The sequence below is a fragment of the Burkholderia sp. Ax-1724 genome, from assembly GCF_011752995.1.
Taxonomy (GTDB): Bacteria; Pseudomonadota; Gammaproteobacteria; order Burkholderiales; family Burkholderiaceae; genus Paraburkholderia.
The window spans coordinates 310,803-323,178 of record NZ_VWWL01000004.1; the positions used below are offsets into that span (position 1 = coordinate 310,803).

At 57.7% G+C, this 12,376-nt stretch carries 11 protein-coding genes and 1 tRNA gene; 10 read left to right on the forward strand and 2 right to left on the reverse strand.

Annotated elements, in window-relative coordinates:
• Nucleotides 1-20 precede the first annotated feature (20 nt).
• Nucleotides 21-2,408, forward strand: a complete 2,388-nt coding sequence (gene rpoD, locus F3J19_RS07195; protein ID WP_167039222.1) for an RNA polymerase sigma factor RpoD — start codon at nucleotides 21-23, stop codon at nucleotides 2,406-2,408.
• Between the two features lie 156 nt (nucleotides 2,409-2,564).
• Nucleotides 2,565-2,652: transfer RNA gene (locus tag F3J19_RS07200), tRNA-Ile, on the forward strand.
• Between the two features lie 403 nt (nucleotides 2,653-3,055).
• Here F3J19_RS07200 and F3J19_RS07205 read toward each other — a convergent pair.
• Both F3J19_RS07205 and F3J19_RS07210 read right to left on the reverse strand, forming a co-directional pair.
• The gene (locus F3J19_RS07205) at nucleotides 3,056-3,334 is read right to left on the reverse strand and encodes a hypothetical protein (protein WP_205192621.1); all 279 of its coding nucleotides are present in this window, start codon (nucleotides 3,332-3,334) and stop codon (nucleotides 3,056-3,058) included.
• 61 nt (nucleotides 3,335-3,395) lie between these two features.
• On the reverse strand, nucleotides 3,396-3,905 hold the full coding sequence (locus F3J19_RS07210) for a MarR family transcriptional regulator (protein WP_167039227.1): 510 nt from the start codon (nucleotides 3,903-3,905) through the stop codon (nucleotides 3,396-3,398).
• 180 nt (nucleotides 3,906-4,085) lie between these two features.
• Here F3J19_RS07210 and F3J19_RS07215 point away from each other — a divergent pair, with 180 nt between their 5' ends.
• The 8 genes from F3J19_RS07215 (at nucleotide 4,086) to F3J19_RS07245 (ending at nucleotide 12,203) form a co-directional block, all read left to right on the forward strand.
• Nucleotides 4,086-5,336 (forward strand): flavin-dependent oxidoreductase, encoded by a 1,251-nt coding sequence (locus F3J19_RS07215; protein WP_167039229.1) that lies wholly within the window; start codon nucleotides 4,086-4,088, stop codon nucleotides 5,334-5,336.
• 14 nt (nucleotides 5,337-5,350) lie between these two features.
• Nucleotides 5,351-6,391 (forward strand): gentisate 1,2-dioxygenase, encoded by a 1,041-nt coding sequence (gtdA, locus tag F3J19_RS07220; RefSeq protein WP_167039231.1) that lies wholly within the window; start codon nucleotides 5,351-5,353, stop codon nucleotides 6,389-6,391.
• Between the two features lie 29 nt (nucleotides 6,392-6,420).
• The gene (locus F3J19_RS07225) at nucleotides 6,421-7,119 is read left to right on the forward strand and encodes a fumarylacetoacetate hydrolase family protein (RefSeq protein ID WP_167039233.1); all 699 of its coding nucleotides are present in this window, start codon (nucleotides 6,421-6,423) and stop codon (nucleotides 7,117-7,119) included.
• Entirely contained in the window at nucleotides 7,119-7,760 is a 642-nt protein-coding gene (gene maiA / locus F3J19_RS07230; RefSeq protein ID WP_167039235.1) for a maleylacetoacetate isomerase, read from the forward strand. The genes F3J19_RS07225 and maiA overlap by 1 nt, the downstream gene beginning before the upstream one ends.
• A gap of 24 nt (nucleotides 7,761-7,784) precedes the next feature.
• Entirely contained in the window at nucleotides 7,785-8,708 is a 924-nt protein-coding gene (locus F3J19_RS07235; protein WP_167039237.1) for a transporter, read from the forward strand.
• A 66-nt stretch (nucleotides 8,709-8,774) separates the two neighbouring features.
• Nucleotides 8,775-9,395 (forward strand): UbiX family flavin prenyltransferase, encoded by a 621-nt coding sequence (locus F3J19_RS07240; protein ID WP_167039239.1) that lies wholly within the window; start codon nucleotides 8,775-8,777, stop codon nucleotides 9,393-9,395.
• The gene (locus tag F3J19_RS32550; RefSeq protein ID WP_240158780.1) at nucleotides 9,392-10,714 is read left to right on the forward strand and encodes an MFS transporter; all 1,323 of its coding nucleotides are present in this window, start codon (nucleotides 9,392-9,394) and stop codon (nucleotides 10,712-10,714) included. Before F3J19_RS07240 ends, F3J19_RS32550 begins: the two co-directional genes overlap by 4 nt.
• Nucleotides 10,715-10,760: 46 nt before the next feature.
• Entirely contained in the window at nucleotides 10,761-12,203 is a 1,443-nt protein-coding gene (locus F3J19_RS07245) for a UbiD family decarboxylase (RefSeq protein ID WP_275691458.1), read from the forward strand.
• Nucleotides 12,204-12,376 lie beyond the last annotated feature (173 nt).

Sequence of the window (12,376 nt, forward strand, 5' to 3'; positions counted from 1 at the left end):
CAAAGGCGAAAGGCGATGCGATGGCAAAGACGACAGGCGGAAATCAGGCAGCAGGCACACGCTCGCAGGAGCGCACCGCGAAGGTTACCGAGGCCAGGCTGACTTCATCCGCCAGAAAATCGTCTGCTGTCAGCGTTGCGCCGGCCGGGAAAAAATCGTCGACCACTGCGGCCGCGCAGGCGGCTTCGGTAAGGGCGGCGAAAGCTGTACCACCGTCGGCTGCGAGGCGGCCGGGTGTCGGAAGCGCAAGGGAAGCGGCTGCCGCTGATGACGATGCGGTAGCGCGCGTGACTCCAGTATCCACGGTTCAACCGGCTGTTGTCCAACAGCCGGAGGTCGAGATTACAGCCGGTACGACGAACTCCATGACGAAAAAGCTGAACGAAGTATCTGTCGACGACGATGCAACCCAAGCCGAAGAAACCGCTGCCGCCGCGCCGGGCAAGACGGAGAAGGTCAGGGCTCGCGACCGTCGTGCAAAGGAAAAAGCGCTGCTGAAGGATGCGTTCGCGTCGTCGCAGCCGGGCACGGTGGAGGAACTCGAAGAGCGCCGCTCGAAACTGCGCGCGCTGATCAAGCTCGGCAAGGAGCGCGGCTTCCTCACGTACGCTGAAATCAACGATCACCTGCCGGACAACTTCACCGAGACCGAGGCGATCGAAGGCATCATCAGCACGTTCAATGACATGGGTGTGGCGGTCTACGAACAGGCCCCCGACGCCGAAACGCTGCTGCTCAACGACAACGCACCGGCCGCTTCGTCGGACGACGAAGTCGAAGAGGAAGCCGAAGTCGCGCTGTCCACCGTCGATTCCGAATTCGGCCGCACCACCGACCCGGTCCGCATGTACATGCGCGAAATGGGCACGGTCGAGCTGCTCACGCGCGAAGGCGAAATCGAAATCGCCAAGCGCATCGAAGACGGCCTCAAGCACATGGTGATGGCGATCTCCGCGTGCCCGACCACGATCGCCGACATCCTCGCGATGGCCGAGCGCGTCGCCAACGACGAAGTGCGCATCGACGAACTCGTCGACGGTCTGATCGACGCCGACGCGGAAGACGCCGACGGCTTCTCCGCGCAGGAAGCGGAAGCGATCGAGAACGAAGACGAGGAAGTCGAGGAAGAAGACGAAGAGGACGAGGAAGAAGACGATGGCGCGGCGCAAGCCACGGCCAACGCCGCGCAGCTCGAAGCGCTGCGGCGTGCGTCGCTCGAAAAATTCGCGCTCATCAGCGAGTGGTTCGACAAGATGCGTCGCGCGTTCGAGAAGGAAGGCTACAAGTCCAGGTCGTATCTGAAGGCGCAGGAAACCATCCAGAACGAGCTGATGACGATCCGCTTCACCGCGCGTACCGTCGAGCGTCTGTGCGACACGCTGCGCGCGCAGGTGGATGAGGTGCGCCAGGTCGAGCGTCAGATCCTGCACACGGTCGTCGACAAATGCGGCATGCCGCGCGCGGAATTCATCGCGCGTTTTCCGGGCAGCGAGACGGACCTCGAATGGTCCGACAAGATCGTCGCCGAGGGGCACGCGTATAGCGCGATCCTCACGCGCAACATTCCGGCGATTCGCGAACAGCAGCAACGTCTGCTCGATCTGCAGGCGCGCGTGGTGCTGCCGCTGAAGGACCTGAAGGAAACCAACCGGCAGATGGCGGCCGGCGAACTGAAGGCACGCCAGGCGAAGCGCGAGATGACCGAGGCGAACCTGCGTCTCGTGATCTCGATCGCGAAGAAGTACACGAACCGCGGTCTGCAGTTCCTCGACCTGATCCAGGAAGGCAACATCGGCCTGATGAAGGCGGTGGACAAGTTCGAATACCGTCGCGGCTACAAGTTCTCCACCTATGCGACGTGGTGGATTCGCCAGGCCATTACGCGTTCGATCGCCGACCAGGCGCGCACGATCCGGATTCCGGTTCACATGATCGAAACGATCAACAAGATGAACCGCATCTCGCGGCAGATTCTGCAGGAAACCGGTCTCGAGCCGGACCCGGCAACGCTGGCCGAGAAGATGGAAATGCCGGAAGACAAGATCCGCAAGATCATGAAGATCGCGAAAGAGCCGATCTCGATGGAAACGCCGATCGGCGACGACGACGATTCGCATCTGGGCGACTTCATCGAAGATACGAACACGGTCGCGCCGGCGGATGCCGCATTGCATGCGAGCATGCGCGATGTCGTGAAGGACGTGCTCGACTCGCTGACGCCGCGCGAGGCGAAGGTGTTGCGCATGCGCTTCGGTATCGAGATGAGCACGGATCACACGCTCGAAGAGGTCGGCAAGCAGTTCGACGTGACGCGCGAGCGGATTCGTCAGATCGAGGCGAAGGCGCTGCGCAAGCTGCGTCACCCGAGCCGTTCGGACAAGCTGAAGTCGTTCCTCGAAGGGAATTGAGCGTAGCGGGCTTCGAGAGGTAATCAGTGATGTAGTTTGAGGGGCCTCCTTGTCGTTTCGCATAGGCGAAGCGGTCACGGCGGCCCCTTTTTCGTGTAGTATGTCGGCCAATCGACGAAACAGGCCCGGCCTTCACGACCGGGTCTTTTTCTTCTTGGGCTGGACGCCGTGTTGGTTGCAGGCAGTGGACTCATAATCCACCTCCGAAAGGACATCGTGGGTTCGAACCCCACCCGGCCCACCATTTACTCTTCCGCTGGATTCCCGGGCGTTCCGCCCGATTCTCCGAGGCCCTTGCCGGACAGGCATTCTGGGCAGTCTTCAGCTCCTTGGTCTACCGTGTTGGTTCATTGACTTCCGACATTCTCTGAGGGTAGTTTTGGGGGTACGCTGTTCTTCGCGACAGGAGATGCCCCCATGCCCCTCTCCGACGCAACAATCCGCAGTGCCAAGCCCAGCATCAGACCGATCAAGCTTTATCGATGTGCTGTCGACTGCAACGACGCCTTTTCGCGGCGGCAGTATCGCGTTCAACAGCTATGAGGCGAACGTGCGATATGATCTGACTGCCGCACTGACGCTGGCAGCCTCTTACAATTGCACGGATGCCGGGTAGAACGAGGCGGTTCCTCCTGTTGATATCACTATCAGAATACTGCCCATCGCTGTCCTATAGATACAGCGCGGCTAGCTACCGCGCCTGTGACTGCCGCAAATAAACGCTCCCTGTCGTGTGACGTGAAAATCGTCCAGGCGATGCGTGCAAGCTTGTTGGGCAAACCGAGCTTGTAGGGCAGGTACCAGCGCACACAAAGAACAATGATTCCACGATCAAAACACCGATCATCGAACAATCCTTTCACACCTTTGCGCTTGCGGATCATCGCCTGCCGAGTCATTGAGCGGGCTGCGTTAGCTGATTCCAACGACTTATTTGCACCAGGTACTTCTGTGCTGTGGGCGATCGTCGCACATTGTTCGTGCTTCTTAATTATTGGACGATGATGAGCCAGTTATGCTCACACGCGTTGTGTCGTTGTGGTAACTGACGAATTTTTCAAGCAGGCGCAGAAATTGTTCGCTTTCTTTATTGGTGAACGGTTCAAGTAGCGTCTTCATTTCATATTCCGCCAATTTTTGCGCCTCTCGGAATATTTTTTTTCCTTCATTCGTAAGCTGTATCTCGATCTTTCGAGCATCCTCCGTACTTTGTGTTTTGGTCAGCAGTCCGCGATCCGTGAGTAGCTTGACAACGAGTGCGGTCGTAGAACGATCCAGACCAATCAGGCGTGATATGCCGATCTGACTGAGTGAGCCGAGGGTATTCACGATGTATAGCACTCCGTACTGACTCGGTGTGATGTTCACCGGCAGGCAAGCCTGGACGAACAGATCAATGGCGATCTGATGTGCACGTCGGAGCATAAAACCTGGTCGGGAATAAAGCTCGGTGAGCATGGCACCTTCAGCATGCTTATCGGGATTAGGTTTGGTCATTTTTAAAATTGATCGCGTAGGTAGCGCGCCTCATTCTAACTGACCTCGGCGCCATCCACGGCCGCAAGTAGGTACATACCCCAGGGTGATAGGAATTTGACTTGCATCAAAGTCTCTTAGTACTATTCGGCAGACGTCTGTCGTTTTTGGGGCGACAAATCTTGAGGTGAGGAAAGCTGCATGAACAAGGAATGTGAAGTCGCGATCATCGGCGCGGGCAATGGCGGGTTGACCCTCGCGCTGGCCCTGCATGAAGCCGGTATCAACTGCCGTGTCTACGAAGCGGTCCCGGAACTCAAACCGCTCGGCGTAGGTATCAACATCCTGCCGCACGCGACCGGCGTGCTCGGACGCCTGGGCGCGAATGAGGCGCTTTCGAAGATTTCGATTTCGACGCAGAACGCGTCGTTCTTCAACCAGTACGGCCAGCACATCTATACCGAAGCACTCGGCACGAACGCCGGGTATGCCACGCCGCAATTCTCGATTCATCGGGGCGAACTGCAATTGGCGCTGTTGAAGATCGTCGAGGAGCGGCTAGGGGCGGATTCCGTGGTTATGGATCGCCGCTGCATCGGCGCAACTACCGTGGGCGATGAAGCACATGTGCAATTCGAGAACGTAGCGGGTGAGAAATTCACGGTGAAAGCCAGCGTCGTGATTTCCTGCGACGGCTTGCATTCGGCGTTGCGCAAGCAGTTCTACCCGGATGAAGGTGCTCCGCACTATACGGGCGTGAACATGTGGCGCGGCGCGCTGAACTGGTCGCCGTTTCTCGATGGCGCGACGTTCGCACGTGCCGGTGCGCTGACGGCCGACACCGGCAAGATGGTGATCTACCCGATCCTGAGCAATCCGGACGGCACGCAACTGATGAACTGGGTCGCGGAAACCGTTTCGCCGCAGCCTGCAATGCGCGACTGGAACAGGCAGGGCAGCCTGGACGACTTCTTTCCGGTCTTCAAGGACTGGCATTTCGACTGGCTCGACGTGGCAAAGATGATCGAGTCGACCCAAAACGTTCTCGTGTTCCCGATGGTGGATCAGGAGCCGCTGCCGCGCTGGACGCATGGGCGTGTGACGCTGCTGGGCGACGCCGCACACCCGATGGTACCGCGTGGTTCGAACGGCGCCGGTCAGGCAATCATGGATGCGGAATATCTGACGGCGCAATTCGTCAAGTTCGGCGTCGGTACTGAAGCGCTGGAAGCGTACGACCGCGAACGTGTCACGGCGACGGGCAACGTCGTACTGGCGAACCGCAAGGCACCGCCCGACAAGATTCTCCAGGTCGTGCACGAGCGCACGGGCGGCAAGCCGTTCGCGTCGATCACCGACGTAATCAGCCTGGATGAGCTGCGCGAAATCACGAGCAGCTACAAGGCCGTCGCCGGGTACACGCTCGAAGGTCTGGCGAACAAGGCCGCGTAACAGGAGATGACGAAATGACAGACGTTAAAGCAGACCGTGCCGCGTATTACGGCCAGATCAAACATAGAAATATGGCCCCGTTGTGGGAGTCGCTGCACAACCTGGTGCCGCCGCAACCGCGCCCGCAAGCACGGCCAGCGATCTGGAAATACGCGGAGGTTCGTGATCTGGTGATGCAGTCGGGCGGCTTGATTACAGCTGAGGAAGCGGTGCGCCGTGTACTGTTCCTGGAGAATCCGGGCCTGCCCGACAAGGCCAGCATTACGCCCGCGCTGTACGCCGGGCTGCAATTGATCCTGCCCGGTGAAATCGCGCCGAGCCATCGTCATACGCAATCGGCGTTGCGCTTCATTCTGGAAGGCTCGACCGCCTATACGGCCGTCGATGGCGAACGTGTACCGATGCAACCGGGTGATTTCATTATCACGCCGTCGTGGACGTGGCACGACCATGGCAACAAGACTGAAGAAGACGGCGGCGAACCCGTTATCTGGCTCGACGGCCTGGATATTCCGATTGTCTACCAACTCGATCAGGGGTTCGCAGAGAACTATCCCGGCAAGGTCCAACCGGTGCAACGCGAATCTGGCGATAGCGCCGCGCGTTACGCCCAGAACATGCTGCCGGTGCGTCATGTCGCGAGCAACCCGACCTCGCCGTTGTTCAGCTATCCATACGACCGTACGCGTGAAGCGCTCGATACGCTCTATCGCCATGGCGAGGTGGATCAATGGGATGGCGTGAAGCTGAAATTCATTAATCCTGCCACCGGTAGCTGGCCGATGCCGACCATGGCGACTTTCATGCAGTTCCTGCCTGCCGGGTTTCGTGGCCGCCAGTACCGCACGACCGATGCGACCGTGTATTCGGTTGTGGAAGGTTCCGGCGTCGCGAAGGTCGGTGACAGGACGTTTGAATTCGCGGCGAAGGATATTTTTGTCGTGCCGTCCTGGGTGACGGTGAGTCTCGATGCTGACGTCGATTCCGTGATCTTCAGCTATTCGGATCGCCCGATCGTCAGCGCTCTCAATCTGCTGCGCGAAGAGCGGATTTAGAGCTCGCTTTACATTCATAAGGAAACAAGATGGCGTTTATTTTTTCCCCTGAAGTGCACGTTGCCGTTCCCGTTTTCGGAACGGAAGATAGCGTTGCTGTACGCCGCGTCTACTGCGTCGGTCGTAACTACGCGGCACACGCCCGCGAAATGGGCTTCGATCCGGATCGCGAACCGCCGTTCTTCTTCTGCAAGCCGGACAATGCCGTCGTACCGGCCGCATATGGCGAAACGCTGGAACTCGCGTATCCGGCGCAGACGCAGAACTACCATTACGAAGCGGAACTGGTCGCCGTAATCGGTAAGAGCGGTGTGAACATTGCCGTTGAAGATGCGTTGTCTTATGTGTACGGCTACGCAGTTGGCCTCGACATGACGCGCCGCGATCTCCAGATGAAGATGCGCGAAATGGGCCGCCCGTGGGAACTCGGCAAAGCCTTCGACCGCTCCGCGCCGATCGGCCCGATCCACCGTGCGAGCGAAGTCGGTCACTTCGAGCAGGCGGGTATCTGGTTGACCGTGAACGGTGAAACGAAGCAGAAGAGCGATGTCACGCACCTGATCTGGTCGGTTGCCGAAACTGTTTCGTATCTGTCGCAATTCTTCCAGATCGAACCTGGCGATCTGATATACACGGGCACGCCGGAAGGTGTGGGTCCTGTCGTCGCGGACCAGACGATAAAGGTCGGCGTCGATCGCCTGGGCGAACTGACCGTGCTGGTTGTCTGATGGAACTACATAGCTTCTTCAACAGTTCGGCATCGTACCGCGTGCGGATCGCCCTCAATCTCAAGGGACTTCCGTACGAGTACGTACCGGTCAATATCCGCACCGGCGAGCATCGCGACCGGGAATACGTCGAGCGCATTAATCCGTCCGCGGGTGTGCCGGCGCTGGTCGATGGCGATTTCAGCCTCGGACAGTCGCTGGCAATTATCGACTGGCTGGATCAGATACATCCGGAGCCATTGCTGATTCCAGGTGAAATAGACGCGCGTGCTCGCGTTCTGGAATTAGCGACGCTCATCGCTTGTGATATTCACCCCGTGAACAACATGCGAATCCTGAAGTATCTGGACAGCGTATTGAAGGTCACACCGGAACAGAAAAACGCATGGTATAGGCACTGGATCGTGGAAGGCATGCAGGCAGTTGAACGTCTTCTGACTGATACAGGCGGCGACGACTGGTGCATTGGCGACGCACCTACGCTCGCGGATTGCTGCCTCATTCCTCAAATCGCGAACGCTGAACGCATGGGTTGTGACCTGACGCCATATTCGCGCAGCATGCGAATCTATCAGCACGCGATGCAGCACCCGGCTTTTTTCACGGCAGCACCAAAACAACAACCTGACTATACGAACTAGTCGGTAGCAGAAGGAGACAAAACAATGAAAAACTCTAAAAAAGCAGTGCTTGCGTGCGCGGTAGCATTGTGCGCCGCCTCCGCGGGGGCCACGGAAGGCGGCAATTCCGCCTACGTGATTGGAGCGCAGACGATCTTTCCCGGTACTCTTGATCCCGGTATGCAATTCCAATCGTTCACGGTGATCTATAACTCCGGGAATTTCAAGGATTCGAACGGCAATAACAAGTTCAAGCAGTTCTCGTCCAACGTTCAGGTGCAGGCGTTCCGCTTCCAGTATGTGCTGCCGGAAGAATTTCACGGCTTCCGCTTCGGCATGGCCGCGCTGTTGCCGTTCTTTCACATCAACACTTATCGTCAGCCGCCAGGCGGTGCGATGATTCACGGCAACGACACGGGCCTGTCAGATCCGCTGATTACTCCCGTCATGATCGGCAATAGCTTCAATGCGCCGTTTCTCGGACATGTGAATCAGGCAGTGCGATTGACGGTGAACGTGCCGATTGGCAATTACGCGGCGAGCCAGCCGTTCAACGTCGGTCACCATTACTGGGCGTTTTTGCCCAGCTACGGCATCGATGTACATCCCGACGACAAAACGACAATCGGGATGAACTTCACGTACATCTGGAATGGTCGCAATCTCAACGATGGGTACCGCAGCGGTCAGGAAACCGTGACGGAATTCGTTGCCATGCGCAAGGTGACGCCGAAACTGTCGTTGGGCTTGAACGGGTATTACTACAAGCAGATTTCCGGTGACGTACAGAAAAACGGAACTCCATTTAACGGTGATGGCTTTTACGGCCGCGCTGTCGCTATTGGGCCTCAGATCCAGTATCAGTTCACCAAGAAAACGGCTGTGACGGTGAAGTGGCAGCACGAAATGCTGGTGCAGAACCGTCCGCAAGGCGAGCGCATCTGGATGCAGTGGTCCTTTAAGCTCTGATGTAGCGCGCCGCCTCTCTTGTGGAGCGGTATGTCATTCGAGCATGGTAAAAACAAGCAGGTGTAAATGAAACGTTTGATAGTAGGTATCACTGGGGCTTCCGGTGCGATTTACGGCGTCAGGACCCTCGAAATCCTGCGTGGGCAAGCGGATGTCGAAACGCATCTGGTCGTTTCGCCGTCAGGCTTGCGGACGCTTGAAGAGGAAACCGGTCTTGGACTGGCACGTTTGCGTGAGCTTGCGGACGCAACGCACAGTTACAAGGACATTGGCGCTTCACTTTCCAGTGGTTCATTTCGCACTTGCGGCATGCTGGTTGCGCCGTGCTCGATTCGTGCATTGAGCGGCATCGCCAATTGCTATGACGCGGACCTCATCACACGCGCGGCTGATGTTTGCCTGAAAGAACGTCGTCGCGTCGTGCTGATGCTTCGCGAGACGCCTTTTCACGCCGGGCATATCGAACTGATGGCACAGGCGACGCGCAACGGGGCAATCATCATGCCACCGGTTCCTGCGTTTTACGCACAACCGAAGACACTTGACGATATGGTCAATCAGACTGTCTCGCGTGCACTGGATCTGTTCGATATCGATGTCGGTATCGCGAAGCGCTGGAACGGCGGACAAAAATTCAAGGCGCAACAGGAAGTCGAAAAAGTACAGAACGTCGGAGACAGAACATGAGCACAACGAGTATGAATGCAGCACCGATCACGGTGGAAGACTGGCTGGCAACGCGGCGCGTCAACGTGTTCCAGATTTTTACGACGGTGTTGTGCGGCCTCGCGGTGTTTCTCGACGGCATCAGTACGCAGATTATCGGATATACCGCACCTGCCATTCATAACGCGCTGCATCTGGATCATCAGCAGATGGGCACAATTTTCTCCACGGGCCTTTTGGGCTTGCTTATCGGAGGCTTCAGTTGCAGTGTGCTGGCGGACCTATACGGTCGCCGCCGTATGCTGATTGCCTGCACGATAATTTTCGGTATTTTCACGGTAGCAACCGGTATGGCTACATCGCCATCTGAAATGCTCGCGTGGCGTTTCATCGCCGGTCTGGGCCTCGGTGGCGCGATGCCCACTGCAATCACGCTGACGGCAGAAATCGCCCCGGCCCGCGCACGCAGCGTTATGGTGATGTCCATGTTCTGCGGTTTTCCCGCTGGTGGCGCAATTGCTGGAGTACTGGTTTCGTCCATTTTGCCGCGTTACGGCTGGGAAGCGGTGTTCTACACCGCCGGCGCCGTTTCGCTGATCGTCGCGCTCGCACTCATCATGTGGTTGCCCGAGTCGCTGGTGTTTCTCGTGAATCGCAATGCGGATGCAGCACGTATCGAGCAGGCGAAGCAGCGCATTTCGCCGCTGAGCGATATTGTCGAATTTACGCGCGATGAGAAGAGAAGCAGCACGCCGGTCGCTGGACTGTTCCAGGAGGGGCGAGCACCCGGCACACTTATCCTGTGGGTGATTTATTTCATTAGCCTCCTGGAAATTTATTTCCTGGCCTCGTGGCTCCCGACCGTGCTCAACAGTGATGGCCGTTCGCTTGCGAATGCTGCATTGGGTACGTCGCTGATGCAGTTTGGTGGCGTTGCCGGTACGTTTGTCTTTGGCCGCTTCATGGATCGCCTGAATCCGCACCGCGTGCTGATGGCTTGCTATCTCCTGGGTTGTTTCTTCATCGGCTCTATCGGCTTCCTGTACAAGAGCAGCATCATCCTGCCGACGCTGTTTCTCGGAGGCATGTTTCTGATCGGCGCTCAATCTGGCCTGAGCGCTGTATCTTCAGTGTTTTATCCGACGAGTGCTCGTGCCACCGGGGTAGGCTGGAATCTGGGCGTGGGTCGTATCGGCTCGATCTGCGGCCCTATGGTTGGCGCGTTACTGCTCAGCAAGAATTTCAGCGTGCAGTCGATGTTCATCTGGATTGCGGTGCCGATGTTTATCGCTGCTATCTTCTCGATGGTTCTGCAATACGTTCGCCCCAAAAACTCCTGAACGGAATCTGTCCGTGCTTTCGTATGGACAACACAAGGAATACATGATGACAAACCACACTCCGCACGCCGATCTGCGTGAATTTCTCGAACGTTGCGACGCCGCGGGCGAACTCGTGCACATGAAGGGCGTACATTGGGATCTGGAAATGGGGGCGATTGCGGAAATCGTCAATCACAAGCGCGCCGAAGCACCCGCGATCCTGTTCGAAGACATCCCGGATTATCCCGGTATGCGCGTGCTGTCGGGCGCAACGAATTCATCGAAGCGACTGGCAATCACACTGGGTTTTCCGGAACCGGCACACCCGATGGATGTGGTGCAGGCGTACCGCAATCGCATGAAGACATTCCAGCCGATTCCGCCGCGAGAAGTCGAAACCGGCTCGATCTTTGACGTTGTCGACCGCGATGACGATGTAAACGTACTCAAATTCCCGGTGCCGAAGTTGCATGAACTGGACGGCGGGCGCTACATCGGCACGCATGACCAGGTCATCATGCGCGATCCGGATGAAGGCTGGATCAACCTCGGCACCTACCGCGTGATGGTGCACGATGAAAAGAGCGTCGGTCTATGGATGTCGCCAGGCAAACAGGGTCGTCAGATTCGCCAGAAATACACGGATCGAGGCCAGCCTACGCCGGTCCTGATTTGCGTTGGCATGGACCCGCTGATGTTCCTCGCGTCGGGCAACGAACTGAAATGGGGGTTGTCCGAATACGATTACGCTGGCGGTCACCGTGGCGCGCCGTTCGAAACGGTCAGGAGCGAACTGTATGGCCTGCCGATGCCGGCGCATGCGGAAATCGTGCTCGAAGGCGAAATCATGCCGGGCGACGACAAGATCGAAGGCCCGTTCGGTGAGTTCACCGGCTACTATGCGAACCATCCGAGCGAACAGCCGGTGGTGCGTGTGCGTCGTGTCTATCATCGCAAGAATCCGATCTTGACGATGGCATCTCCGATGCGCCCGCCTTCGGATTTCAACTTCTCGAAGTGCGTCATGAAGTCCGGCATGATCTGGGATGAAATCGAAAGTGCCGGCCTGGCTGGTGTGAAGGGCGTGTGGGTTCACGAGGCCGGAGCCGCGCGCATGTTCAATGTGATTTCCATCAAGCAGGCGTTTGCCGGTCACGCCAAGCAGGCGGGGCTGCTGGCCGCGGGTTGTCAATCGGGTTCGTATATGGGCCGCTACGTTGTGGTCGTGGATGATGATGTAGATCCGAGCGACATGTTTGACGTGATGTGGGCGATCTGCACGCGCGCTGATCCGGCGCAGGACATCGACATCATTCGCCGTGCGTGGAGCGGCCCGCTCGATCCGATTTACGATTCGGCTTCGTCCACGAACTCGCGTGCGATCATCGACGCGTGCCGTCCGTTCGAACGCATCAAGAACGGTAGCTTCCCGCCTGTTGCGCGGGGGTCGAAGGAGCTGATCGCGCAGGTGGAGGCGAAATTCGCAGATGTGCTGAAGAAAATCTAAGCTTTCCTGTGCATTAGAACAACACGTCTGTTGAATTTGAAATGCGCCCCAAAGGTTGGACACTAACCTAACCTTTGGGGTGACCAGGGGCCTTGAACAGTCTGGTCGACGAGGACGAAGCGGCGCGGCGCATCGACGTCCACAAACCGGTCGCGGAGGAGGCTGCTGGTGCC

Coding starts and splice junctions, on each gene's coding strand:
- gtdA (WP_167039231.1), top strand. CDS start 5,351: ATGACAGACGTTAAAGCAGACCGTGCCGCGTATTACGGCCAGATCAAA.
- F3J19_RS07245 (WP_275691458.1), top strand. CDS start 10,761: ATGACAAACCACACTCCGCACGCCGATCTGCGTGAATTTCTCGAACGT.
- F3J19_RS07210 (WP_167039227.1), bottom strand. CDS start 3,905: ATGACCAAACCTAATCCCGATAAGCATGCTGAAGGTGCCATGCTCACC.
- F3J19_RS07240 (WP_167039239.1), top strand. CDS start 8,775: ATGAAACGTTTGATAGTAGGTATCACTGGGGCTTCCGGTGCGATTTAC.
- F3J19_RS07235 (WP_167039237.1), top strand. CDS start 7,785: ATGAAAAACTCTAAAAAAGCAGTGCTTGCGTGCGCGGTAGCATTGTGC.
- F3J19_RS07225 (WP_167039233.1), top strand. CDS start 6,421: ATGGCGTTTATTTTTTCCCCTGAAGTGCACGTTGCCGTTCCCGTTTTC.
- F3J19_RS07215 (WP_167039229.1), top strand. CDS start 4,086: ATGAACAAGGAATGTGAAGTCGCGATCATCGGCGCGGGCAATGGCGGG.
- rpoD (WP_167039222.1), top strand. CDS start 21: ATGGCAAAGACGACAGGCGGAAATCAGGCAGCAGGCACACGCTCGCAG.
- F3J19_RS32550 (WP_240158780.1), top strand. CDS start 9,392: ATGAGCACAACGAGTATGAATGCAGCACCGATCACGGTGGAAGACTGG.
- maiA (WP_167039235.1), top strand. CDS start 7,119: ATGGAACTACATAGCTTCTTCAACAGTTCGGCATCGTACCGCGTGCGG.